The sequence below is a fragment of the Roseovarius salincola genome (genome assembly GCF_026891095.1).
In the GTDB taxonomy this organism is placed as follows: domain Bacteria; phylum Pseudomonadota; class Alphaproteobacteria; order Rhodobacterales; family Rhodobacteraceae; genus Roseovarius; species Roseovarius salincola.
This window is the reverse complement of the sequence record NZ_JAPTNL010000007.1, coordinates 99,978-123,004: the sequence shown is the minus strand read 5'-3', so window position 1 is coordinate 123,004 and position 23,027 is coordinate 99,978. Positions and strand designations below refer to the sequence as shown.

The following is a 23,027-nucleotide window of genomic DNA, read 5'->3' as shown; positions in this document are numbered from 1 at the left end:
TTTCCTTTTCAAATATCTTCGCACCATACCTAAAACGTATGGCGGGGGTCGTGCCTTGATGCGCATCAAAAAAACCATGACAGGGTTTTGATGCAGATCAAGGCGGTTTATTGGACCTGTGACCATTAACAAATTGTCTGGACGCGCCCCTGCGATTCTTGTGAGTCTGTTGTAATGGGTGCGGTAACGGAGACGAAGGGACGCAACATGACGAACTATTTCAAGTTGATCGTGCTGGGGGTGATCGCGTTGCTTGCGCTGATTGCTGCCAACTACGCGCGCGATCTGGCCTATCTGGTCAATGCGCTGACCGTGGCGCTTGTCGCTGCTGGCCTGTTTATCTGGACCTTGCGGAAGACCGATGAACCGGTGCCCGCGGTGGACCTGTCCGGCCAATACATGGACGGGGTTGTGCGCGCCGGGGTGATCGCCACGGCGCTTTGGGGTGTTGTGGGCTTCCTTGCGGGAACGTTCATCGCCTTTCAGCTGGCCTTTCCGGTGCTCAATTTCGACTGGGCACAGGGCTATCTGAACTTCGGGCGTCTGCGTCCCCTTCACACCAGCGCGGTGATCTTCGCATTCGGCGGCAACGCCCTGATCGCGACCTCGTTCTACGTGGTGCAGCGGACATCGGCGGCGCGGCTCTGGGGCGGCAACCTCGCCTGGTTCGTCTTCTGGGGGTATCAGCTGGTCATCGTGCTGGCGGCGACCGGCTATCTGCTGGGCGCGACCCAGTCCAAGGAATACGCCGAGCCCGAGTGGTATGTCGACTGGTGGCTGACCATTGTCTGGGTGGCCTATCTGGCCGTGTTCCTGGGCACGATCGTGCGGCGCAAGGAGCGCCATATCTACGTGGCCAACTGGTTCTACCTGAGCTTCATCCTGACAGTCGCGATGCTGCATATCGTGAACAACCTCAGCATTCCGGTCTCGGTTTTCGGGTCGAAATCGGTGCAGGTGTTCAGCGGTGTTCAGGACGCCATGGTGCAGTGGTGGTATGGCCATAACGCCGTGGGCTTCTTCCTGACTGCGGGCTTCCTGGGGATGATGTACTATTTCGTGCCCAAGCAGGCCGAACGCCCGATCTACAGCTACAAGCTGTCGATCGTCCACTTCTGGGCGCTGATCTTCATCTATATCTGGGCCGGTCCGCACCACCTGCACTACACGGCGCTGCCCGACTGGGCCTCGACGCTGGGCATGGTGTTCTCGATCGTTCTGTGGATGCCGTCCTGGGGCGGGATGATCAACGGCCTGATGACCCTGTCGGGCGCATGGGACAAGCTGCGCACCGATCCGATCATCCGGATGATGGTGATTTCCGTGGGCTTTTACGGGATGTCCACCTTCGAAGGTCCGATGATGTCGATCCGCGCGGTGAACTCGCTTTCGCACTACACAGACTGGACCATCGGTCACGTCCATTCCGGCGCGCTTGGCTGGAACGGCATGATCACCTTCGGGGCGCTCTACTTCCTGGTGCCGCGTCTGTGGAACCGTGAGCGGCTCTATTCGCTCTCGCTGGTCAGCTGGCACTTCTGGCTCGCGACCATCGGCATCATCCTCTACGCCGCATCCATGTGGGTGACCGGTATCATGGAGGGCCTGATGTGGCGCGAAGTGGATGCCAACGGCTTCCTCGTGAACGCCTTTGCCGACACCGTGGCCGCCAAACTGCCGATGTATGTCGTGCGGGGTCTTGGTGGGGTGCTCTACATCGCTGGCGCAATCATCATGTGCTACAACCTGTTCATGACCGTCAAACGGAGCCCGGCTGTCGAAGCCACCAACTCCGTTGTCCCGGCCGAATAAGAAAGGGACCGACTCAATGTCCATTCTTGAAAAACACAAGATCCTCGAGAAGAACATCACGCTTCTGTCGATCTTTGCCTTTCTGGTGGTCACGATTGGCGGCATCGTGCAGATCGCACCGCTGTTCTGGCTGGAAAACACCATCGAGGATGTCGAGGGCATGCGCCCCTACACCCCGCTGGAGCTGACCGGGCGCGACATCTATGTGCGTGAGGGCTGCTATGTCTGCCACAGCCAGATGGTCCGCCCCATGCGCGACGAGGTCGAACGCTATGGCCACTACAGCCTTGCGGCGGAATCGCAGTATGACCACCCGTTCCAGTGGGGCTCCAAGCGGACAGGGCCGGATCTGGCCCGCGTCGGTGGGCGCTATTCGGACGAGTGGCATGTGGACCACATGCGCGATCCGCAATCCGTGGTGCCGGAATCGGTCATGCCGAAATACGGTTTCCTGGAAAACCGGATCATCGAGCCGACCCATATCGCGGATCTTCTCAAGACACACCGTCTGATCGGTGTGCCCTATACCGAGGAGATGATCGAGAACGCGGCGGCCGATTTCGAAGCGCAGATCGATCCGTTCGGCGACTATGACGGGCTGATCGAGCGTTACGGCGACAAGGTCAACGTGCGCAACTTCGACGGGCAACCGGGTATCTCGGAAGCCGACGCGCTGATCGCCTATCTGCAAATGCTGGGCACGCTGGTCGACTTCTCGACATTCACGCCCGTGGCGAGCCGGTAAGGGAGGACAAGATGGAAACCTATACCTTTCTTCGCGCATTTGCCGATAGCTGGATGCTGCTGTTTCTGTTCGTGTTCTTCATCGGGGTGGTGATCTGGGTCCTTCGGCCCGGATCCACCGAGACCTACGAGGAACCGTCCAGCATCCCGTTCCGGCATGAAGACAAACCCGCTCAGCGCGGCGAAGCCGACGCCGAAGCCGACGCCAAGGAGGCGTGACTGACATGGCAAGACAACCCAAGAAGAAGAACGAGGTCGAAACGACCGGCCACGAATGGGACGGGATCGAAGAGTATAACAATCCCCTTCCGCGCTGGTGGCTTTGGATCTTTTACGCCTGTATCGTCTGGGGCATCTGGTACACGATCGCCTATCCGGCCTGGCCGATGGTCCAGGGCGCGACAAAGGGTTACCTGGGCTGGTCCACACGGGCCAACGTGGCAGAGGAGATCGCCACGGCGGAGGCCGCCAATGCCGAGATCAACGAGCGGCTCGCCTCGGTCGAACTGACCGCGATCGCCGACGATCCCGAACTGGCCGGTTATGCCCGTTCGGCAGGCGAGGCCGTGTTCAAGACCTGGTGCGCCCAGTGTCACGGCTCAGGGGCGGCGGGAGCCAAGGGCTATCCCAATCTTCAGGATGACGCATGGCTCTGGGGTGGCACGATGGAGGATATCCATTACTCCATCGCCCACGGTATCCGGAACGAAGATGACCCGGATGCGCGCTATTCCGAAATGCCCGCCTATGGCGAGATCCTGGAAGAGCCGCAGATCGAACAGGTGGTGAACTACGTCATGTCGCTTTCGCCCACCTACGAGCCGCAGGATGCATCGCTGGTGGCGGATGGCGAGGAGATCTTCCTCGACAACTGCGCCGCCTGTCATGGCGACGACGGCAAGGGCGACATCTTTCAGGGGGCGCCCAACCTGACCGACGCGATCTGGCTCTATGGCGGGGATTACGAGACCGTCAAGGAAACGGTGACGAACTCGCGCTTCGGTGTGATGCCGCCCATGGGTGGCGCGCAGCTGACCGAGGCCAAGATCCGCGCCGTGGCCACCTATGTCCACCAGCTGGGTGGTGGCGAGTGATCGCCCGACCGGCATAAGAACACCCGCGGGCGGCGTGCCGTCCGCGGGTCAGGCACTGGCTCTTCCGTCCTGTTCGCGCGTTTCCTGGGAGAGCCGGTGCCAACTATTTAACGCCGGGCGGCCCGGTCTGTCCACCGCGTTTCCCGACCTTCCCGACATGTGCTTTCGGTCCTTGAGCATGCAGCGGCGCCGCCCGCTGCCGTTTTGTGCCGGGCCTTCGGGATCAATCCCGCCGACGGGCCTCGCGATGGGCCTCGAGTTCGGCGCGGGCGCGATTGTCGAACCGCTCGCCCGGCGGCCAGTGGCTGGGCGCTTCGCGGCGTGGCGCGAGATTGCTGCGGGTTGCAGTCATGAAAGATTTTGCGAATACACTGAACATGGCGCGTCTCCTGTGAATCATGTTTGATGCCTTGAATATGCGGTTATTCATGCCATGTTTCGACTCAGGAATATTTGGAACCTGTAAGCTTGGATTACATGATGGATTGGCTTTCCATGCCTCCTCTGACCGCGCTGCGGGCCTTTGCGGCCTTGGCCGGGACCGGCTCGGCCAGCGCGGCGGGGAACGCGCTCAATGTCAGTCACGCGGCGATCAGCCAGCAGGTCAAGACGCTTGAGGCGCATATGGGCGTTTCGCTGGTGGACCGCACGGGGCGCACGCTGCGGCTGACCGATGCCGGGCGCAGCCTTGCAGATTCCCTCAGCGCCGGGTTTGGCAGCATCGCGCGCACCATCGACGCGCTGACCGGCGCGGATGCCGACCGCCCGCTTCAGATTTCGACGACGCCGGGCTTTGCCGCCCAATGGCTGATGCCGCGGCTGCTGGATTTCCGCAACCGTCACCCGGATGTTGATGTGATGATCAACCCCACCCCCGACCGCGTGCCGCTGGAGCCGGGCGGCATAGACATCGCGATCCGCCACGGGCTGGGTCATTGGCCGGGGGTCGAGGCCGAGTGCCTGTTCGTTTCGCCGCTGGTGGTGGTGGCGGCGCCAAGCCTGGTTGCGGGGCGCGCGATCACCAAGCCCGCCGACCTGCTGGACCTGCCATGGGTGCAGGAATACGGCACATCGGAATCGACCGACTGGCTCAGGCGCAAGGGGCTGGCTTCGGTGCGTATCGGCGGCATGACGCAGGTGCCCGGAAACCTTCTGCTGGAGGGGGTGCGCCAGGGACAGGGCGTGTCGCTGACCGTGCGCCAATGGGTTGAGGACGATATTGCCGCGGGACGGCTATGCCTGTTGTTCGAGGAACCCGAGGATACAGCCTATTATATCGTCACCGCGCCCGGCCCGCCGCGCCAGAAGGCAAAGGCATTTATCGGCTGGTTGCGGCGGCAGGCCGCGGAGACGGCCCTTGTAAATTGATCAGTTTCAGAGTCAGAATTTGATGCAAATCAAGGCTCTTTCCGGTGCCGCCTGAAACAACAGCCTTGTCAATAAACGCGAATACCGGAGTGATTCCGTTGTCTCAATCCCAGCCAGATGCTGCCCCCAGCCTCTATGCCGCCCGAGAACCTGTCTTTCCCAAGAAGGTTTACGGGAATTTCAGAAACCTGAAATGGGTGATCATGATCATCACCCTGGGGATCTATTATGTCACGCCCTGGATTCGCTGGGACCGTGGGCCGAACATGCCCGATCAGGCGGTGCTGCTGGATCTTGGCAGCCGCCGTTTCTTCTTTTTCTGGATCGAGATCTGGCCGCATGAATTCTATTTCATCGCGGGTCTTCTGGTGATGGCGGGCCTGGGGCTGTTCCTGTTCACCTCGGCGCTTGGCCGCGTGTGGTGCGGCTATGCCTGCCCGCAGACAGTGTGGACGGATCTGTTCGTGCTGGTGGAGCGCTGGATCGAGGGCGACCGCAACGCACGCCTGCGCCTGCACCGCCAGAAGAAGCTGGATTTCCGCAAGGCCCGCCTGCGCGTGACGAAATGGATCAGCTGGCTGTTGATCGCCGTGGCGACCGGCGGCGCCTGGGTGTTCTATTTCACCGATGCGCCGACGCTTCTGGTGGATCTCTTCACGCTTGACGCGCATCCGATCGCCTATACCACCATCGGCGTGCTGACGGCGACGACCTTCCTGTTCGGCGGTTTCGCGCGCGAACAGATCTGCATCTATGCCTGTCCCTGGCCGCGCATCCAGGCCGCCATGATGGATGAGGACACGCTGACCGTCGCCTATCGCGAATGGCGCGGCGAACCGCGCAAGAACTCGGACGAGGTGAAGGCGGGGGCCGAGCAGGGCGACTGCATCGACTGCATGGCCTGCGTCAATGTCTGCCCGGTGGGGATCGACATCCGCGAGGGCCAGCAGCTCGAATGCATCACCTGCGCGCTGTGCATCGACGCCTGCGACGATATCATGGCCAAGATCGGCAAGCCGCGCGGGCTGATTGATTACATGGCGCTGACGGATGAGGTTTCCGAACGCGCCGGGGAAGCGCCCAAACCGATCATCAAGCATATCCTGCGCCCGCGCACGATGCTTTATACCGCGCTTTGGGCGCTGGTCGGAATCGGCCTGATCTTTGCGCTGTTCATCCGGCCCGATATCGACATGACGGTCGCGCCGGTGCGCAACCCGACCTTTGTCACGATGTCCGACGGTTCGATCCGCAATGTCTATGAGGTGCGCCTGCGCAACAAGCATGGCGAGGAACGCCCGTTCCGCATGTCGGTCAATGGTCATCCGGCCATCCGCCTGCAGGTCGAAGGCACGCCTTATGCCACGATCAACGTGCCTGCGGACACCTCGCAGCTGGCGCGGGTCTATCTCGTGGCGCCGCCCGGTTCCGAACCGGCGGCTGCCGAGCGCAGCGATGTGCGCCTTTGGGTCGAAGATATCTCGACGGGCGAGCGCACATATACCGATACAATCTTCAATGGACGGGGGAATTGATGAGCAGCGAACGCAAACTGACCGGCAGGCATGTGTTGATGATATTCGTGGGGGCTTTCGGGATCATCATCAGCGTCAATCTCGTGCTGGCCTATTCGGCGGTCAAGACCTTTCCCGGACTCGAGGTCAAGAACTCCTACATCGCCAGCCAGACATTCAACGAACGCAAGGCGGCGCAGGAGGCGCTGGGCTGGACCGTGGCGGCACATCATCAGGACGGGCGGCTCGTGCTGGGGATCACCAACCGCTTCGGCCAACCTGTCGAGGTAGAGGCGCTGGACGCCACGGTGGGGCGCGCCACGCATATCGCCGATGATGTGCGTCCCGATTTCCGGTTCGACGGTTCGGCCTATGTGGCCGAGGTGCCGCTGGGCGATGGCAACTGGAATATCCGCATGAGCGCGCTTGCCGCCGATGGCACGGCGTTTACCCAACGTGTCGTTCTGATCAAGGATTGAGCGGATGAGCGGCAACATGCGTCCGACGCCCTCGGCCTGCCCGGCCTGTGCCGCCGCGCCTTCGGCCGAGCGGCTGGCCGAAGAGGCCGCCGCGCATGTGCCCGCGCAGATCGCGCTGTCGCTGCCGACGATCCATTGTTCGGCCTGTATCTCGAAGATCGAGAAGGCGCTGAACACTCATCCAGGCGTCAAGTCCGCCCGTGTGAACCTGACCCTCAAGCGCGCCAGCATCGAAGCCGAATCCGATATCACCGCAGCGGATATGAAGAACGTGGTCGAGGCGCTTGGCTATGAGGCGCATGAGCTCGATTCCGGTACGCTCAATGCCACGGCGAATGACCGCGCGGGGCGCGAGCTTCTGATGCGGCTGGCGGTGGCCGGCTTCGCCAGCATGAACGTGATGCTGCTGTCGGTGTCGGTCTGGTCGGGCGCGACGGATGCGACGCGCGACCTTTTCCACTGGGTCTCGGCGGCGATCGCCCTGCCCACGATCGCCTTTTCGGGGCAGCCGTTTTTCCGTAATGCCTGGGCGGCGCTCAGCAACCGGCAGCTCAACATGGATGTGCCGATCACGCTGGCGATCGTGCTGGCTGTGGTGACCTCGCTCTGGGAAACCGCGCTTTCGGGCGCGCATGCCTATTTCGACGCGGCGCTGGCGCTGACATTCTTCCTGCTCGCGGGGCGTTACCTTGATCACCGGACCCGCTCGATCGCGCGGTCTGCGGCCGAGGAGTTGACAGCGCTCGAAGTGCCCCGCGCGATCCGGCTGCGCGACGGGGAGGAGGAAACCGTCAATATCGCGGAACTCGCGGTGGGCGATCTGGTGCTGGTGCGCCCGGGCGGGCGCATGCCTGTCGATGGCGTGATCGTCACCGGCACCTCCGAGATCGACCGCTCGCTGCTGACCGGTGAGACGCTGCCGGTCTTCGCCGGTGAAGGCCAGAGCGTCTCGGCGGGCGAGGTCAACCTCACCGGGCCGCTGACGATCCGCGCCAGCGCGGTCGGGACGGATACGTCGCTGCACCGCATGGCCGACCTCGTGGCGATCGCCGAATCCGGGCGCTCGCGTTACACGTCGCTCGCGGACAAGGCCGCCAAGCTTTATGCGCCGGGGGTGCATATTCTGTCGGCACTGGCCTTCGTGGGCTGGTATCTCTACACGTTCGACATGCGCACGGCGCTCAATATCGCGGCGGCGGTGCTGATCATCACCTGCCCCTGCGCGCTGGGCCTTGCGGTGCCTGCGGTGACCACCGCCGCCAGCGGGCGGCTGTTCCGCCGCGGCATGCTGATCAAGCACGAAACCGCGCTCGAGCGGCTGGCGCAGGTCGATACGGTGGTGTTCGACAAGACCGGCACGCTCACGGCGGGGACGCCGGAGCTGACCAATATGGGCGAAGTGCCGCGGCGCGACATCGAACTGGCGCTGGCGCTGGCCGAAGGCTCGTCGCACCCGCTGGCGCAGGCCATCACCCGCGCCGCGCGCGAGGCGGGCTTCGCCCCTGCCCGCGTCAGCGACGTGACCGAGATGCCCGGCTTCGGGACCAGGGCGATGCATGAGGGGCAGGAGGTGCGCCTTGGCCGCGCCAGCTGGACCGGGGGGCAGGGCCTGGCCGAGACCGCCACGTTCCTCAGCCGTGGCGCGGGCGCACCGAGAGCGTTCATCTTTGCCGACCGGCTGCGCGAGGGCGCTGCCGATGCGGTGGAGTCCCTCAAGCAGGCCGGCAAGACGGTCTATCTCATGTCCGGCGACACCACGCCGGCGGTCGAGGCGCTCGCGGCGCGGCTTGGCATCGAACGCTGGATGGCCGAGGCCCTGCCCGCCGACAAGGCCGAGCGCATCCAGGCCATGAGCGCCGAGGGCGCAAAGGTGCTGATGGTGGGTGACGGGCTCAACGACACGGCGGCACTTGCGGCGGCGCATGTGTCGATCTCACCCGCCAGCGCGCTTGATGCCGCGCGGGTCGCCTCCGATATCGTGCTTCTTGGCAGTGATCTGTCGCCGATCGCCGCCGCCTGCGATACCGCGCGTTCCGCGATTCGCCGCATCCGCGAGAATTTCAACATCGCCACGGTCTATAACGTGGTTGCCGTGCCGCTGGCGATCGCCGGTTTCGCGACGCCGCTGATTGCGGCCTTGGCCATGTCCGCAAGTTCCATTACTGTGTCGCTGAACGCTTTGCGGCTGAGGTGACATCATGACCATTCTCGCCTATCTGATTCCGATCTCGCTCTTCCTTGGGGGGCTGGGGCTGGCGTTTTTCGTCTATACGGTCAAAACCAACCAATATGACGATCCCGAGGGCGATTCACGCCGTATCCTGAGCGACGAATACGACGATCACCCCAAACCCTGAAACCGGCGCCTGGCGCAGGCGGGGCAGGGGGCTTTGCCCCCTCGGCCTGCGGCCTCACCCCCAGGATATTTTCAAACAGAAGAAGTAACGGTTCGTGAAGCTTTTCGGGGCATCATGACCGGGCGGTACAGGCGGGGACGCCGATGACCGCAACAGGAGAAGGCCGGCACTGCCGGTCGGGGCGGGTTGGTCCAATCCCGCCCCCTTCTTCTGTTCATAAATATCCCGGGGGAGTCGCCGCCTGCGGCGACGGGGGCAGCGCCCCCGATTTCGTGGCTTGCCTCAGGCACCGCCGCCCGGCTCGATCATGAAACAGGTGACCTGCTTGGCCTGCAACCGCCGGCAGGCCAGATCCGCGGTTTCGCGCGTCATGCCCATGAAATTGGCATCGAACCCGGTGGGGCGCTTGACCACCTTGCGCAGGGATCCGTCAAGCGTGGTGATCTCGTTGAGCGCAGTTTGAAGCAGGATCTTGCGGGCCTTGTATTCGCTGGGATAGCGCCCGATATTGATACCCCAGTTGCGCCCGCCCGATGTGGAGACACGGGTCACCACCTCCTGAATGGGGTCGCGGGCCGGTTCCTGCGCGCTTGCGAGCACGAGGTCGGCGGGGCGCGGTTCGGGATTGATGCGGGGCAGGCGCGCGCTGTCGATGGATGGCGACGCCGCCGCGCCTTGGGCGATCTGTGGTTCGGTTTCGGGTTCGGGTTTGGCGACGGGCGAGAGCGCCGGGGCTTCCTGTTGCGCGGCCAGCACTGCCTGTTCGATATCGTCCTTCGCCGCCAGCAGCACCGGGGCGTCGCTGGCCACCATGCGCGCCTGCGGGCGCAGGCTGCGCTTGACGGCGGCTGCCGCGACCAGGCGGACTTTCTTGCCATAGCCGCCGGGCACACCGTCGCCGATCTTGCCCATATAGGCCGGAGGCCGGGGCCGGTGCAGCGCGACGCGGGTCGGAACGCGGTTGAAGCCGAGGTCCAGAAGTTCCGCCACCTTGGCATTGCGCGAGGCGGTCGAGCGCCCGCCGAATACGGTGGCGATGACCCGCTTTCCGCCGCGTTCGGCGCTGGCGACCAGGTTGAAACCGGCGGCGCGGGTATAGCCCGTCTTGATGCCATCGGCGCCCCGGTAGGCGCGAAGCAGCTTGCGGTTGGTGTGATAGACGGTTCGCCCGCCGGCATCGGCGGTGATGCGCGAGAAAAGGTTGTAATATTCGGGATAGTCGTAGAACACATGCCGCCCCAGGATCGTCATGTCCCGAGCGGTCGACAGGTGGCCGCTTTCGGTCAGGCCATGGGCGTTCTTGAAGGTGGTGCGGGTCATCCCCATCGCCTTGGCGGTGCGGTTCATGCGGCGCGCAAAGCTCGCCTCGGACCCTTCGATCGCCTCGCCAAGGGCGGTGGCGGCATCATTGGCCGATTTCACCGCTGCTGCGCGAATGAGATAACGCAGGCGGATCTTCTGACCGGCGCGCAACCCCAGCTTGCTGGGCGGTTCGCTGGCGGCGTGCGTGGAAATGGTCACCAGCGTATCGAGGCCGATCTCGCCGTTCTCGACCGCCTCGAACACCACGTAAAGCGTCATCATCTTGGTCAGGGAAGCAGGGTGCAGGCGGGTGTCGGCATTGCGGGAGTGAACCACTTCGCCAGATCGCGCATCCATCACCATCGCTGCATAGGGTGCGGCGGCCGCGCTCAGCGGAACCACGACCAGCATCCAGAATGTCGCCAACGCCATCAGACCCCAGCGGATCTGCTGCTTGCTCCAAGCCTTCATGGAACTACTCTTTTCTGCCTCTCGCGCCGCCGGTTTTCCGACTGGCTTCTTTATATTGTACTCAAGATGTTAGCACAGGGGCCGAGTTGAGGAAAGCGCCTATTTTACAAAGGGTTTCGCCGTGTTCTTCAACATCTCGCGGTTGTATTCGGCCTGACCGCAAAATCGGCCATTGTGGCGGAAATGAGGCAGCGGGCGCGCGCGGAAACGAACGAGCGGGCGAAAGCTGAGCGGGGCGCGAACATGGCTGCGCCCCGCTTCAAGAGTTTCCCTCAGGTACCGGTCCGGATCAGTTCAGCGCCTTGTCGGTGATCGCATGCGTCCAGGCGGCATCGCCTGGATGTTCGGTGATCACCGGGTTGTCTCCGCCCGACAGGAGCGAATCGACCGTGCGCTCGAAATCGGCCGGGTCCAGCGCGCCGTTGGAGCCTGCGGTCAGCTTGGCGATCTCGGTCATCATGCGGGTCTGGTGCTTTTCGGTCTGCGCGCCGGTGGCGTCATTGTCCAGCACGATCATCGCCGCCTCTTCGGGGTTCTCCTCGGCCCATTTCCAGCCCTTCATCGAGGCGCGCACGAAGCGCGCGAGCTTGTCCACCTCGGCGGGGTCGTCCAGCTTGTCTTCCAGAACGTAAAGCCCGTCTTCCAGCGTGGCGACGCCCTGATCCTCGTATTTGAAGGTGATCAGCTCTTCGGGCGTGATGCCCGCGTCGATCACCTGCCAGTATTCATTATAGGTCATGGTCGAGATGCAATCGGCCTGATCCTGCAGAAGCGGATCGACGTTGAACCCCTGCTTGAGCACGGTCACCCCGTCATCGCCACCTTCGGTCGAGATTCCAAGCTGGCTCATCCAGCTGAGGAAGGGGAATTCATTGCCGAAGAACCAGACACCGAGCGTGCGGCCGGGAAAATCCTCGGGGCCGGTGACGCCGGTGCTTTTGAGACAGGTCAGCATCATGCCCGAGCTTTTGAAGGGCTGGGCGATATTGACCAGCGGCAGGCCCTTTTCGCGCGCCGAAAGTGCCGCGGGCATCCATTCCACGGTCACATCCGCGCCGCCACCGGCGATCACCTGTGTCGGGGCGATGTCGGGGCCGCCCGGCTTGATCGTGACGTTCAGGTCTTCTTCGTCGTAAAACCCCTTGTCCTGGGCGACGTAGTAACCGGCGAACTGCGCCTGCGTGACCCATTTCAGTTGCAGCGTCAGGTCGTCGGCGGCCTGCGCCATCCCGGCGCAGAGCCCCGCCACGGCAAGGCCCATGGTTGTTGCGAATGTCTTCATCTCATTTCTCCCGTGTTGTGTTTGGTTATTGTGGTTCTTCTCATGCCCGGCCCCGTTGGGACGGGTGCCAGAATGTCACCGCTTTCTCCAGCAGGGCAACCCCGCCGTAGAAGGCCGAGCCCGCGATCGCGGCGACGACGATCTCGGCCCAGACCAGATCGAGCGTGAGCTGCCCCACCGAGGTGGAGATGCGAAACCCCATGCCCTTGATGGGCGAGCCGAAGAACTCTGCCACGATCGCCCCGATCAGGGCCAGTGTCGAGGCGATCTTGAGCCCGTTGAAGATGAACGGCATGGCCGCCGGCAGCCTCAGCTTGAGCAGCGTGGTCCAGTAGCCCGCGCCGTAGGTGCGCATGAGGTCGCGCTGCATGGCACTGGTGTCCTGAAGGCCCTGAACGGTGTTCACCAGCATCGGAAAGAACACCATGACCACCACCACCGCCGCCTTGGATTGCCAGTCGAAGCCGAACCACATGACCAGAATCGGTGCCATGCCGATGATCGGCAGCGCGGCCACGAAATTGCCGACCGGCAAAAGCCCGCGTTGCAGGAACGGAAACCGGTCGATCGCCACCGCGATCAGGAAGGCGGCGCCGCAACCCATGACATAGCCGGTCAGCGCGCCCTTGATGACGGTCTGCACGAAATCCTCCCACAGGATGTGGGTCTTGGCGGCGAAGGTCGCGGCGATCTGTGTGGGCGGGGGCAAGAGCACCGGCGAAATCTCGAGCCCCCGCACCAGCGATTCCCAGATCACCACGACGCTCAGACCGAAGATCACCGGCACCGCGAGGCGCGTCAGCCGCGTGGCGGGCCGGTGCGAAAGCACATGGTTCAGCCACCAGCCGCCGAGCCACGCCCCCAATCCAACTGCCAGCCAGCCCATCACGCCATCCCCATCCGCTTGAGAACGATCCGCTGGATCACCCCGATCAGCCCGACCAGGATCGCCGCCAGCGTCGCCGCCATGATCAATGCGCTCCAGATCTGGACGGTCTGGCCGTAATAGCTCCCGGCCAGCAGCCGCGCGCCCAGACCCGCCACCGCGCCGGTGGGCAATTCGCCCACGATGGCGCCCACCAGGCTCGCGGCCATGCCGATCTTGAGCGAGGTGAAGAGGTAAGGCATCGAGGAGGGCAGCCGCAGCTTCCAGAAGGTCTGTGCGGGTGTCGCGTTCCAGGTGCGCATCTGGTCAAGCTGCATATGCGCGGGGCTGCGCAGCCCCTTCACCATGCCCACGACGACCGGGAAGAACGACAGATACATCGAGATCATCGCCTTTGGCAAAAGCCCCGATATGCCCACCGCATTGAGCACCACGATGATCATCGGCGCGATGGCCAGGATCGGGATCGTCTGGCTGGCGATGACCCAGGGCATGACGCTCATGTCCATCGTGCGATTATAGACGATGCCGATGGCCAGCGCGATCCCAAGCCCCGCGCCCAGCACGAAGCCAAGTGCGGTGGCGCTGAAGGTGATCCAGCTGTGAAAGATCAGCGAGCGCTTGGAAAACCCGCGCCCCGAGGCCACCATCGCGCCTGTCGTGTTCCATATCTCGGCGCCGACCTGATGGGGCGCGGGCAGCTTGGGCTTGTCCTGGCTCCAGGTGTCGGTGACCAGCTCGGTGAATCCCGGCGTGGTCCCGGCGCGCTCGGCCTTGTTATAGGCCCAGGGCGCATTCAGCCACACGGCCGCAGCGTACCAGATCGCGAAGATGGCGCAGACAACGGTCAGAACGGGCACAAGGTTGCGCATCATGCCCCCCCTGCCTTCACCGTTCCGGAAATACTCAATCTCAGCGTCGGAATTTCGCTGCGGCTTTCGAGTATTTTAAGAACGATGAAAGGATTACGTGGTGTCCTCATGGCACGGTACAGGCTGGAGAGCCGATGACCGTGAACGGTGAAAGTCCCTCGCCCCGTCATACGGGCGGGGGCATCGCGTTCGGGATGAAAGTCACACCTCATCGCCATGCCCCGCGCGCAGCCCGTCGCGGACGCGATGGGCGATTTCGATGAATTCGGGCGTATCGCGGATTTCCAGCGGGCGCTCACGCGGCAGGGGGCTTTCGATCACGTCGGTGATGCGGCCCGGTCGCGGGCTCATGACCACGATCCTTGTGCTGAGATAAACCGCCTCGGGGATCGAATGGGTGACGAAGCAGATCGTCTTGTGGGTTCTTTCCCACAGGCTCAGAAGCTGCTCGTTGAGGTGATCGCGCACGATCTCGTCGAGCGCGCCGAACGGTTCGTCCATCAGCAGGATATCGGCATCGAAGGCCAGCGCGCGCGCGATGCTGGCGCGTTGCTGCATGCCGCCCGACAATTGCCAGGGGAATTTCTTTTCGAACCCGGCCAGGTCCACCAGTTCCAGCACCTCGCGCACCCGCCGGTCCTGTTCGGATTTGCTGTAGCCCATGATCTCGAGCGGCAGGCGGATATTGCCGCCGATGCTGCGCCAGGGATAAAGCCCCGCCGCCTGGAACACATATCCATAGGCGCGCGCCCTGCGTGCCGCCTCGGGGTTGACGCCGTTGACGGTGATGCTGCCGCCGGTGGGATGTTCAAGATCCGCCATGCATCGCAGGAAGGTGGTCTTGCCACAGCCCGAGGGGCCGATGAAGCTGACGAAATCGCCTTTCTCGACGTCCAGTGTCACATCCTTGAGCGCATGGACCGGCCCGTCATTGGTCTGGAATGTCAGGGACAGGTCCTTGGCGCTGATCACTCGGTCGCTGGTCAATCGGTCTTCCCCCGCTTGCATCGCCGCCATTGCGCCGTGCTGGCTTTGTCATGTCAACGGCCGCACCCGCCAAGTGACGGGCACGGCGTGATTTTTCTCAGATCCCTGCCGGAATATTCATCGGGTCGCGATGGATCTGCTTGGGCGAAGTCAGCTCCTTCCACCGGCTCAGCGCCTGGTGCGCCGAAGGGAAGGCGGGGCGCGGCACGAAGCGGCCGCGGCCCGGTTGCGGCTGGCTGTTCTGCCCCCAGGCCCAGATCACTTCGCCACGGCTGATCGTGTAACGCGCCTGGGCGCTCACGTCGAACCCCTCGAAGACGTTGTAATCCAGGATCGAGTGGTGGTTGCCCGCGCTGATCGTCTTGCTGATCTTGGGATCCCACACCACGATATCGGCGTCCGCGCCCTCCACGATGGCACCCTTCTTGGGATAGATGTTCAGGATCTTGGCGACATTGGTCGAGGTCGCGGCGACGAATTCATTGGGCGTGAGCCGCCCGGTCTCGACCCCATGCGTCCAGAGCACGGCCAGCCGCTCCTCCAGCCCGTTCGAGCCGTTGGGGATCTTGGTGAAATCATCGACGCCCATGCGTTTCTGCTCGGTCGAGAAGGCCGCATGATCGGTCGCCACCACCTGCAGGCTGCCCGCCTGAAGCCCGGCCCAAAGCCCGTCCTGATGCGCCTTGGAGCGGAACGGCGGGCTCATCACGCGGCGCGCGGCGTGGTCCCAGTCCTTGTTGAAATACTCGCTCTCATCGAGCGTCAGGAACTGGATCAAGGGCTCGCCGTAAACCCGCATCCCCTTCTGGCGCGCGCGTCGGATCGCCTCATGCGCCTGCTCGCAGCTCACATGCACGATATAAAGCGGCACGCCCGCCGCATCGGCGATCATGATCGCGCGGTTGGCGGCTTCGCCCTCCACCTCGGCGGGGCGTGAATAGGCGTGCCCCTCGGGTCCGGTGATCCCTTTCTCAAGCATCTGCTGCTGAAGATCGGCGACGATATCGCCGTTCTCGGCATGCACCATCGGCAGCGCGCCCAGCTCCTTGCAGCGCTTGAAGCTGGCGAACATCTCGTCATCCTCGATCATCAGCGCGCCCTTGTAGGCCATGAAATGCTTGAACGAGTTGACGCCCATCTCCACGGCGTCCTTCATTTCGTCGAAGACGGTCTCGTTCCAGCCGGTGATCGCCATGTGATAGCCGATGTCGCTGCAGATCTGGGGCGCGGATTTGCGGTGCCATTCGTTGATGGCGTTCCTGATCGACCCATCCGCCCCCGGCAGGCAGAAATCCACCAGCATCGTGGTGCCGCCACAGGCCGCGGCCCATGTGCCCGTCTCGAATGTCTCGGCCGCGGTGGTGCCCATGAAGGGCATCTCCAGATGGGTGTGCGGATCGATCCCGCCGGGGATCACATAGGCGCCCTCGGCGTCGATATATTCATCCCCCTTGAGGTCCTCGCCGATCTGCCTGATCTTCTCGTCCTCGATCAGCACATCGGCCTTCCATGTGCGGTCCGCCGTGCAGACGGTGCCGTTCTTGATGACTTTGGTGGTCATGTCATGTCTCCCTGTCTTTCTTTCCCGGCCCCGGCGCTTCTTCTGTTCATAAATATCCCGGGGGAATCGCCGCTTGCGGCGACGGGGGCAGCACCCCCTAGTCCACGATCCCGGCGGTCTCGACCACCGCATGCATCAGCACATCCGTCCCGGCGGTCGCCCAGTCCTTGCTGATCTCCTCGGCCTCGTTATGGCTGAGCCCGTCGACGCAGGGGCACATCACCATTGCCGTGGGAGCGACGCGGTTGATCCAGCAGGCGTCATGGCCCGCGCCCGACACCAGGTTGCGATGCGAATAGCCCAGCCGTTCGGCCGCGTTGCGCACCGCTTCGACGCAGCCCGCGTCGAATTCCACCGGGTCGAAGCCGCCGGCCTTCTCGAATTCCACCTCGCAGCCCATATCGGCGCAGATCGTTTGCGCGGCCTCTTTCATGCGCGCGACCATGTCCTCGATCACCGGCAGTTTCGGCGAGCGGAAATCGACGGTGAAGACGGCCTTGCCGGGGATCACGTTGCGCGAATTGGGGTAGATGTCGATATGGCCCGCCGCGCCCACCGCGTCGGGGGCGTGACTGAGGGCGATCTCCTCGACCTTTTCCAGCACCCGCGCCATGGCCAGCCCGGCGTTGCGGCGCATGGGCATCGGGGTCGAGCCGGTGTGGCTGTCCTTGCCGGTGATCGTCACCTGGGTCCAGCTCAGCCCCTGGCCATGGGTGACCACGCCGACATCCTTGCCCTCGGCCTCGAGGATCGGACCCTGTTCGATATGCAACTCGAAAAAGGCATGCATCTTGCGCGCACCCACGGGTTCCTCGCCGCGCCAGCCGATCCGGTCCAGCTCGTCGCCAAAGCGCTTGCCCTCGGCATCCTCGCGCGCTTCCGCCCAATCCTGTTCATGCACGCCCGCGAATACCCCCGAGGCCAGCATCGCCGGGGCAAACCGCGTGCCTTCCTCGTTGGTCCAGTTGGTCACCACGATCGGGTGGCGGGTCTTGATGCCGAGGTCATTGAGCGTGCGCACGATCTCGAGTCCGCCAAGGACGCCCAGCACCCCGTCATATTTCCCGCCCGTGGGCTGGGTGTCGAGATGGCTGCCCACATAGACCGGCAGCGCGTCGGGGTCGGTGCCCTCGCGGCGCGCGAACATGTTGCCCAGTTGATCGAGGCCCATCGTACAGCCCGCCGCCTCGCACCAGTCCTGAAACAGGGCGCGCCCTTCGGCATCGGCATCGGTCAGGGTCTGGCGGTTGTTGCCGCCCGCGACGCCGGGGCCGATCCTGGCCATCTCCATCAGGCTGTCCCACAGCCGGTCGCTGTTGATCCTGAGATTCTCGCCGGGTGCGGCCATGTTCTGTCTCCATGTGTCTGTTCCCGAGTGGTCGGGCCTTTTGCGGCCTCTTGCCAACGGTCTCAACCTGACCGTATGGTCAAGATGATGGCACCACACGTTGACCAACCGGTCAAGAAATTTCTGAACAGGTTTCGCGATGACCCAGGAGACCCGGCCCCTCAGCAAGAAGGACATTCGCCGCGAGAATGAAAAGCTTATTCTTGAGGCAGCGGAAAAAGTCTTTGCAGAGGCGGGGTTTGGCGGCGCCACAATGCAGTTGATCGCCGATCTGGCGGGGTTGCCCAAGGCCAATCTGCATTATTATTTCCCAACCAAGGAATCGCTTTACCGCCGCGTGGTGCAGACGATTTTCCACGACTGGCTGAAGGCCGCCGACATTTTCGACAATGCCCCCGGCCCGGTCGAGGGAATCGGCGCCTATATCGACGCCAAGATGGAAATCAGCCGCCGCCACCCGGCCGGGTCCAAGGTCTGGGCCTCGGAGGTCATGCACCGGGCGCCGGTGATTCAGGACTATCTTGAAACCACCCTGGTGGAGTGGACCGAAGGGCGCATGGCGATCATCCAGCGCTGGATCGACGAGGGCAAGATGAACCCGGTCGACCCGCGCCACCTGCTTTACATGCTTTGGGCCACCACCCAGCATTACGCCGATTTCGGTCACCAGATCGAAACCCTGAACGGCAACGCGCCCCTCTCGGATTCGCAATGGGAGGCGGCCAAGGGTTCGGTCAAGACGATCATCCTGACCGGCATCGGTGCGATTCCTTCGGCCTGAGCGGGCGCAACGCTCTTTCACGCGGCGCGAAAATGGCCCAATCTGGGGGCTGATCCCGGCACCCGGAGCCCCGCATGACCGAACTCAAGCCCGCGAAGAAACCCACGCGCATCCAGATCCGCAACCGCAAGCGCATCCTCGAAGCCGCGCTCGAGGTGTTCGCGCAGCATGGCTATCGCGGCGCGACGCTTGATCAGATCGCCGAGGCTTCGGGCCTCTCCAAGCCCAATATCCTTTACTATTTCACCGGCAAGGAAGAGATCCACGTCTCCCTGCTCAACCAGTTGATGGATGCATGGCTTGCGCCGCTGCACGAGGTCGACGCGGCGGGCGATCCGCTGGCCGAAATCCTGACCTATGTGCATCGCAAGCTTGAGATGAGTCGCGAATTCCCCCGCGAAAGCCGCCTTTTCGCCAACGAGATCCTGCAAGGCGCGCCGCGCATCGCGCCGCATCTTGATGCCGTGCTGCGCCCGCTGGTCGCCGACAAGGCGGCGCTGATCCAGGGCTGGGTCGATGCGGGTCGGCTGGCGCCGGTGGACCCGCATCACCTGATCTTCTCGATCTGGGCAACGACCCAGCATTACGCGGATTTCGACGCGCAGGTGCGGGTGCTGATGGGCGATGCGCCCGTATTCGAGACCGCCGAGGCGTTTCTTGACACGCTTTACCGGCGGCTGCTGGAGCCACGCCGAGATTGATGCAGCAAGATCACGGCGCGGGGGCTTAGGCGCTTGCGGGGTGTCGTCTGAGTTTCATGCGCGTCCGCTATCGGGGTCCCAGAGGATTCGAGCGCGGACGGACCAGCCATCTTGAGACATCTTTCGACTCGCATTGCGATTTGCATTGCCATGCTTTTGTTCCCGTTGCCCCTCTGGGCGGCGGACATACCCGCGCAGGACGATCTGCTGCGCGAGATGGGCATCCCCGTCAGCCAGGGCGCCGCGGCGGGCTATGTGCCCGATCATGTCTGCGCGGAATGCCACGCCGACAAGGCAGAGAGTTTTGCCGAAATGGGCATGGCGCGCAGCTTCTACCGCCCCTCTCCCGACAAGGTGATCGAGGATTTCGCGCAAAGCCCTTATTTCCATGAGCCGAGCCAGCGCTACTATGAGATGGAGCTGCGCGGCGACGCATATTGGTTCACGCGCTATGGTCTGGCCGGCGATGGCAGCCGGATGGATGTCTTCTCGGTCAAGGTGGATTGGGTGCTGGGGTCGGGCAACCATTCGCGCATCTATCTCTACCAGACCCCGGATGGCGCGCTGTTTCAGTTGCCGCTGTCCTGGTACACGCAGGGCGGCCACTGGGCGATGGCGCCCGGCTATGAATTTCCCGAGCATGAGGGCGTGATGCGCGCGGTCTCGACCCGCTGCATGGCGTGTCACAACTCCTACGCCGCCTATTCCGAAAACGCCGGCAAGGCCGGGTATCCGATGCTGTTTCCCCAGGACATGCCCGAAGGCATCAGCTGTCAGCGCTGTCACGGCCCCGGCGCGGCGCATGTCAGCATGGCCTATTCGGGCGATACCGACGTTGCCGCGCTGCATTCGGCCATCGTCAATCCCAGCAAGCTGGCGAACGAGGAGCTCTACAGCATCTGCTATGGCTGCCACATGCAGCCCACCGCCACCGTCAATGGCCAGCTTCGCCTTGGCCGCGAGGAGTTTTCCTTTCGCCCCGGCCAGTCGCTTGGCGATTTCATCGTCAAGATGGATATCGAGGACGCGCAGATCGCCCATGGCGACCGCTTCGAGATCAATCACCACCCCTACCGGATGGAGCAAAGCGCCTGTTTCACCCAGAGCGAGGGGCAGCTCGGTTGCCTTTCCTGCCATGACCCCCACGTCAAGATCAAACCCGAGGAACGGGCCGCGCATTACCGTGCGGCCTGCCTTGCGTGTCACCAGACGGATGATGCGGGCCTGCCCGAAATGGCCGCCGCCGGGGCGACGCACCCGATGATCGGCGCAAGCGATGACTGCACCGCCTGCCACATGCCCGAAAGACGCACGCAGGACGTGGTTGAAGTGACCATGACCGACCACAAGATTGTCCGCGATCCGGGGCCGGAATCCGAACGGCTGGCGCCGGTCACCAGCGAGAAGGTCGAGGTCGAAGGTATCATGCCGGCCGATCCCGACCAGCCCCTGCCCGAGGGCGAAAAGGCGGCGCTCGCGCTGATGTCGGTGCTGGAATACAGCGAATACGCGAACGCCACCGCCGCGCGCGACCTTCACCAGGTGCTGGTGCAGGGCAAGGTCGATCATTACGAGCCCTGGCTCATGCTGCTCGAGGCCTTTGTCACGCAGCAGGATTTCCAGGCCGCGCGCCGGATCGCGGGAAAGGCCCTGTCACTCGCGCCCGAGAACCCCAAGGCGATCACGGCCGTCGCGGTGCTGCTTTACCGTACTGGCGATCCGGCGCAGGCGATCTCGATCCTGCGTCGCCTGACCGACAGCCAGCCCGGGAATATCGAGCCCCGCATGCATCTGGTGCGCTTCCTGGCGGATCAGGGGCAGGTGCCCGAGGCGCTGGCCCATGCAAAGCGGGTGGTCGCGTTGCGCCCCAACCACTGGCAAGGCTGGACCATGCTGGCCAATCTCAAGCGGGTGATGGGTGAGAACGAACGCGCCATCGAGGCCTATCTTTCGGCGCTCGATATCCGCCCCGAATCCACTGGTGTGCGGCGTGCCACCATCGAGATGCTGGATGCGGCGGGGCGTCAGGATGACGCCGCCCGGCACCGTACACGCCTCAGCGAATAGGGAAACCGGGCAGCAGGGCGGGCCGTCTGCGCGGCGCAGCGCCGGGGAGGGGCCGCCCCGCGCCGCGCGACAGGCCCTATTCGGCGGCGCAGCGCATCGGGTTGTTGGGATGCGTTGTCCAGTTGGCGTAATCGTCGCTGACCGTGGTGCCGGTGCGCGGGTCGACCTCGCCGGCGGGCAGGCGCTCCATGGTGATGCAGCCTTCGACCGGGCAGACATTGACGCAGAGGTTGCAGGCGACGCATTCGGCGTCGATCACCTCGAACACGCGGTCGTCCGACATGGAGATCGCCTGGTGGCTGGTATCCTCGCAGGCCGCATAGCAGCGCCCGCATTTGATGCAGGAATTCTGGTCGATACGCGCCTTGCTGATGTAGTTCAGGTTCAGGTCCTGCCAGTTCACCACATTGGGCACCGCCCGTCCGACCAGTTCGTCGACCGAGGCCATTCCCTTTTCGTCCAGGTATTGCGACAGGCCCGAGATCATCTCCTGAACGATCTTGAACCCATAGGTCATCGCCGCCGTGCAGACCTGCACATTGCCCGCGCCAAGGGCCATGAACTCGGCCGCGTCGCGCCATGTGGTGACGCCGCCGATCCCCGAGATCGGCAGGCCCGCCAGTTCCGGGGAGCGGGAAATCTCGGCCACCATGTTCAGCGCGATGGGTTTCACCGCCGGACCGCAATAGCCGCCATGGGCGCCCTTGCCGTCGATCATCGGCTCGGGCGAGAACATGTCCAGATCGACCGATGTGATCGAATTGATCGTGTTGATCAGGCTGACCGCATCGGCGCCGCCATCCTTGGCCGCCTGCGCCGGTTTGCGGATATCCGCGATATTGGGCGTCAGTTTCACGATTACCGGCAGGTCCGAGTGCTTCTTGCACCATTCGGTGACCTGCTGGACATATTCGGGCACCTGTCCGACGGCGCTGCCCATGCCGCGCTCGCTCATGCCATGCGGGCAGCCGAAATTCAGCTCGACCCCGTCGCAGCCGGTCTCGATCACGCGCTCGAGGATGGATTTCCAGGCATCCTCGTTGACCGGAACCATCAGGCTGGCGATCAGGGCGTGGTCGGGATAGTCGCGTTTGACGCGGGTCATTTCCTCAAGGTTGGTCTGCAACGGGCGATCGGTGATCAGCTCGATATTGTTGAGCCCCAGAAGCCGCCGGTCGGCCCCCCAGATCGCGCCGTAACGCGGCCCGTTCACATTGACCACGGGCGGGCCTTCCTCGCCCAGGGTTTTCCAGACCACACCGCCCCAGCCCGCCTCGAAGGCGCGGCGGACATTGTATTCCTTGTCCGTCGGCGGCGCCGAAGCCAGCCAGAACGGGTTGGGCGATCTGATACCGATGAAGTTCGTTTCGAGATTGGCCATGTCGCTGATCTCCTTGCGTG

At 63.6% G+C, this 23,027-nt stretch carries 21 protein-coding genes; 12 read left to right on the top strand and 9 right to left on the bottom strand.

Features of this window, described 5'->3' with window-relative positions:
- The first annotated feature begins 207 nt into the window (after nucleotides 1–207).
- From ccoN to ccoP, 4 genes are read left to right on the top strand one after another with little or no spacing between them, the layout of a single operon-like run.
- Entirely contained in the window at nucleotides 208–1,812 is a 1,605-nt protein-coding gene (gene ccoN, locus N5A93_RS10005) for a cytochrome-c oxidase, cbb3-type subunit I (protein WP_268954947.1), read from the top strand.
- Nucleotides 1,813–1,828: 16 nt separating this feature from the next.
- Complete coding sequence (gene ccoO / locus N5A93_RS10000; RefSeq protein WP_268954946.1) at nucleotides 1,829–2,557, top strand: cytochrome-c oxidase, cbb3-type subunit II; 729 nt, start codon at nucleotides 1,829–1,831, stop codon at nucleotides 2,555–2,557.
- 11 nt (nucleotides 2,558–2,568) lie between these two features.
- On the top strand, nucleotides 2,569–2,775 hold the full coding sequence (locus N5A93_RS09995) for a cbb3-type cytochrome c oxidase subunit 3 (protein ID WP_268954945.1): 207 nt from the start codon (nucleotides 2,569–2,571) through the stop codon (nucleotides 2,773–2,775).
- Nucleotides 2,776–2,780: 5 nt separating this feature from the next.
- Nucleotides 2,781–3,650 carry a cytochrome-c oxidase, cbb3-type subunit III gene (ccoP, locus tag N5A93_RS09990; protein WP_268954944.1) on the top strand — a complete coding sequence of 290 codons (870 nt, stop codon included), beginning with the start codon at nucleotides 2,781–2,783 and terminating at the stop codon, nucleotides 3,648–3,650.
- A gap of 223 nt (nucleotides 3,651–3,873) precedes the next feature.
- On the opposite strand, the gene N5A93_RS09985 is transcribed toward ccoP, so the two are convergent.
- Nucleotides 3,874–4,002 carry a hypothetical protein gene (locus N5A93_RS09985; RefSeq protein WP_268954943.1) on the bottom strand — a complete coding sequence of 43 codons (129 nt, stop codon included), beginning with the start codon at nucleotides 4,000–4,002 and terminating at the stop codon, nucleotides 3,874–3,876.
- A gap of 128 nt (nucleotides 4,003–4,130) precedes the next feature.
- Between N5A93_RS09985 and N5A93_RS09980 the strand changes: the two genes are divergently transcribed.
- The 5 genes from N5A93_RS09980 (at nucleotide 4,131) to ccoS (ending at nucleotide 9,368) form a co-directional block, all read left to right on the top strand.
- A complete protein-coding gene (locus N5A93_RS09980) occupies nucleotides 4,131–5,018 on the top strand; it encodes a LysR family transcriptional regulator (protein ID WP_268954942.1) in 888 nt (295 codons plus the stop codon).
- A 98-nt stretch (nucleotides 5,019–5,116) separates the two neighbouring features.
- Nucleotides 5,117–6,553 (top strand): cytochrome c oxidase accessory protein CcoG, encoded by a 1,437-nt coding sequence (ccoG, locus tag N5A93_RS09975; RefSeq protein WP_268954941.1) that lies wholly within the window; start codon nucleotides 5,117–5,119, stop codon nucleotides 6,551–6,553.
- Entirely contained in the window at nucleotides 6,553–7,011 is a 459-nt protein-coding gene (locus tag N5A93_RS09970) for a FixH family protein (RefSeq protein ID WP_268954940.1), read from the top strand. Before ccoG ends, N5A93_RS09970 begins: the two co-directional genes overlap by 1 nt.
- Before the next feature lie 4 nt (nucleotides 7,012–7,015).
- Nucleotides 7,016–9,205 (top strand): heavy metal translocating P-type ATPase, encoded by a 2,190-nt coding sequence (locus N5A93_RS09965; RefSeq protein WP_268954939.1) that lies wholly within the window; start codon nucleotides 7,016–7,018, stop codon nucleotides 9,203–9,205.
- A 4-nt stretch (nucleotides 9,206–9,209) separates the two neighbouring features.
- Entirely contained in the window at nucleotides 9,210–9,368 is a 159-nt protein-coding gene (gene ccoS / locus N5A93_RS09960; protein ID WP_268954938.1) for a cbb3-type cytochrome oxidase assembly protein CcoS, read from the top strand.
- A gap of 282 nt (nucleotides 9,369–9,650) precedes the next feature.
- On the opposite strand, the gene N5A93_RS09955 is transcribed toward ccoS, so the two are convergent.
- The 7 genes from N5A93_RS09955 to N5A93_RS09925 form a co-directional block, all read right to left on the bottom strand.
- Nucleotides 9,651–11,141 (bottom strand): D-alanyl-D-alanine carboxypeptidase family protein, encoded by a 1,491-nt coding sequence (locus N5A93_RS09955; RefSeq protein ID WP_268954937.1) that lies wholly within the window; start codon nucleotides 11,139–11,141, stop codon nucleotides 9,651–9,653.
- A 289-nt stretch (nucleotides 11,142–11,430) separates the two neighbouring features.
- Entirely contained in the window at nucleotides 11,431–12,423 is a 993-nt protein-coding gene (locus N5A93_RS09950) for an ABC transporter substrate-binding protein (protein WP_268954936.1), read from the bottom strand.
- Nucleotides 12,424–12,463: 40 nt separating this feature from the next.
- Nucleotides 12,464–13,309, bottom strand: coding sequence for an ABC transporter permease (locus N5A93_RS09945; RefSeq protein WP_268954935.1), 846 nt, complete (start codon nucleotides 13,307–13,309; stop codon nucleotides 12,464–12,466).
- The gene (locus N5A93_RS09940) at nucleotides 13,309–14,184 is read right to left on the bottom strand and encodes an ABC transporter permease (RefSeq protein WP_268954934.1); all 876 of its coding nucleotides are present in this window, start codon (nucleotides 14,182–14,184) and stop codon (nucleotides 13,309–13,311) included. Before N5A93_RS09940 ends, N5A93_RS09945 begins: the two co-directional genes overlap by 1 nt.
- Nucleotides 14,185–14,382: 198 nt before the next feature.
- A complete protein-coding gene (locus tag N5A93_RS09935; RefSeq protein ID WP_372921127.1) occupies nucleotides 14,383–15,189 on the bottom strand; it encodes an ABC transporter ATP-binding protein in 807 nt (268 codons plus the stop codon).
- A 76-nt stretch (nucleotides 15,190–15,265) separates the two neighbouring features.
- Nucleotides 15,266–16,729, bottom strand: a complete 1,464-nt coding sequence (hydA, locus tag N5A93_RS09930) for a dihydropyrimidinase (RefSeq protein ID WP_268954932.1) — start codon at nucleotides 16,727–16,729, stop codon at nucleotides 15,266–15,268.
- Nucleotides 16,730–16,826: 97 nt separating this feature from the next.
- Entirely contained in the window at nucleotides 16,827–18,077 is a 1,251-nt protein-coding gene (locus tag N5A93_RS09925) for a Zn-dependent hydrolase (protein ID WP_268954931.1), read from the bottom strand.
- Nucleotides 18,078–18,216: 139 nt separating this feature from the next.
- Between N5A93_RS09925 and N5A93_RS09920 the strand changes: the two genes are divergently transcribed.
- The 3 genes from N5A93_RS09920 to N5A93_RS09910 all read left to right on the top strand — a co-directional run bounded on the left by N5A93_RS09920 (nucleotide 18,217) and on the right by N5A93_RS09910 (nucleotide 21,626).
- Nucleotides 18,217–18,858, top strand: coding sequence for a TetR/AcrR family transcriptional regulator (locus tag N5A93_RS09920; protein WP_268954930.1), 642 nt, complete (start codon nucleotides 18,217–18,219; stop codon nucleotides 18,856–18,858).
- 74 nt (nucleotides 18,859–18,932) lie between these two features.
- Nucleotides 18,933–19,559: a TetR family transcriptional regulator C-terminal domain-containing protein gene (locus N5A93_RS09915; protein ID WP_268954929.1), complete on the top strand. Its 627-nt coding sequence runs from the start codon at nucleotides 18,933–18,935 to the stop codon at nucleotides 19,557–19,559.
- 150 nt (nucleotides 19,560–19,709) lie between these two features.
- Nucleotides 19,710–21,626, top strand: a complete 1,917-nt coding sequence (locus tag N5A93_RS09910; RefSeq protein WP_268954928.1) for a tetratricopeptide repeat protein — start codon at nucleotides 19,710–19,712, stop codon at nucleotides 21,624–21,626.
- A gap of 76 nt (nucleotides 21,627–21,702) precedes the next feature.
- Here N5A93_RS09910 and preA read toward each other — a convergent pair whose 3' ends face one another.
- Nucleotides 21,703–23,007: an NAD-dependent dihydropyrimidine dehydrogenase subunit PreA gene (gene preA, locus N5A93_RS09905; RefSeq protein ID WP_268954927.1), complete on the bottom strand. Its 1,305-nt coding sequence runs from the start codon at nucleotides 23,005–23,007 to the stop codon at nucleotides 21,703–21,705.
- Nucleotides 23,008–23,027: the final 20 nt, after the last annotated feature.

What these genes read in the sequence shown, in the direction of transcription:
- ccoN (WP_268954947.1), top strand. Translation starts at nt 208, where the DNA reads ATGACGAACTATTTCAAGTTGATCGTGCTGGGGGTGATCGCGTTGCTT.
- ccoO (WP_268954946.1), top strand. Translation starts at nt 1,829, where the DNA reads ATGTCCATTCTTGAAAAACACAAGATCCTCGAGAAGAACATCACGCTT.
- N5A93_RS09995 (WP_268954945.1), top strand. Translation starts at nt 2,569, where the DNA reads ATGGAAACCTATACCTTTCTTCGCGCATTTGCCGATAGCTGGATGCTG.
- ccoP (WP_268954944.1), top strand. Translation starts at nt 2,781, where the DNA reads ATGGCAAGACAACCCAAGAAGAAGAACGAGGTCGAAACGACCGGCCAC.
- N5A93_RS09985 (WP_268954943.1), bottom strand. Translation starts at nt 4,002, where the DNA reads ATGACTGCAACCCGCAGCAATCTCGCGCCACGCCGCGAAGCGCCCAGC.
- N5A93_RS09980 (WP_268954942.1), top strand. Translation starts at nt 4,131, where the DNA reads ATGGATTGGCTTTCCATGCCTCCTCTGACCGCGCTGCGGGCCTTTGCG.
- N5A93_RS09970 (WP_268954940.1), top strand. Translation starts at nt 6,553, where the DNA reads ATGAGCAGCGAACGCAAACTGACCGGCAGGCATGTGTTGATGATATTC.
- N5A93_RS09965 (WP_268954939.1), top strand. Translation starts at nt 7,016, where the DNA reads ATGAGCGGCAACATGCGTCCGACGCCCTCGGCCTGCCCGGCCTGTGCC.
- ccoS (WP_268954938.1), top strand. Translation starts at nt 9,210, where the DNA reads ATGACCATTCTCGCCTATCTGATTCCGATCTCGCTCTTCCTTGGGGGG.
- N5A93_RS09955 (WP_268954937.1), bottom strand. Translation starts at nt 11,141, where the DNA reads ATGAAGGCTTGGAGCAAGCAGCAGATCCGCTGGGGTCTGATGGCGTTG.
- N5A93_RS09950 (WP_268954936.1), bottom strand. Translation starts at nt 12,423, where the DNA reads ATGAAGACATTCGCAACAACCATGGGCCTTGCCGTGGCGGGGCTCTGC.
- N5A93_RS09945 (WP_268954935.1), bottom strand. Translation starts at nt 13,309, where the DNA reads ATGGGCTGGCTGGCAGTTGGATTGGGGGCGTGGCTCGGCGGCTGGTGG.
- N5A93_RS09940 (WP_268954934.1), bottom strand. Translation starts at nt 14,184, where the DNA reads ATGATGCGCAACCTTGTGCCCGTTCTGACCGTTGTCTGCGCCATCTTC.
- N5A93_RS09935 (WP_372921127.1), bottom strand. Translation starts at nt 15,189, where the DNA reads ATGCAAGCGGGGGAAGACCGATTGACCAGCGACCGAGTGATCAGCGCC.
- hydA (WP_268954932.1), bottom strand. Translation starts at nt 16,729, where the DNA reads ATGACCACCAAAGTCATCAAGAACGGCACCGTCTGCACGGCGGACCGC.
- N5A93_RS09925 (WP_268954931.1), bottom strand. Translation starts at nt 18,077, where the DNA reads ATGGCCGCACCCGGCGAGAATCTCAGGATCAACAGCGACCGGCTGTGG.
- N5A93_RS09920 (WP_268954930.1), top strand. Translation starts at nt 18,217, where the DNA reads ATGACCCAGGAGACCCGGCCCCTCAGCAAGAAGGACATTCGCCGCGAG.
- N5A93_RS09915 (WP_268954929.1), top strand. Translation starts at nt 18,933, where the DNA reads ATGACCGAACTCAAGCCCGCGAAGAAACCCACGCGCATCCAGATCCGC.
- N5A93_RS09910 (WP_268954928.1), top strand. Translation starts at nt 19,710, where the DNA reads ATGCTTTTGTTCCCGTTGCCCCTCTGGGCGGCGGACATACCCGCGCAG.
- preA (WP_268954927.1), bottom strand. Translation starts at nt 23,007, where the DNA reads ATGGCCAATCTCGAAACGAACTTCATCGGTATCAGATCGCCCAACCCG.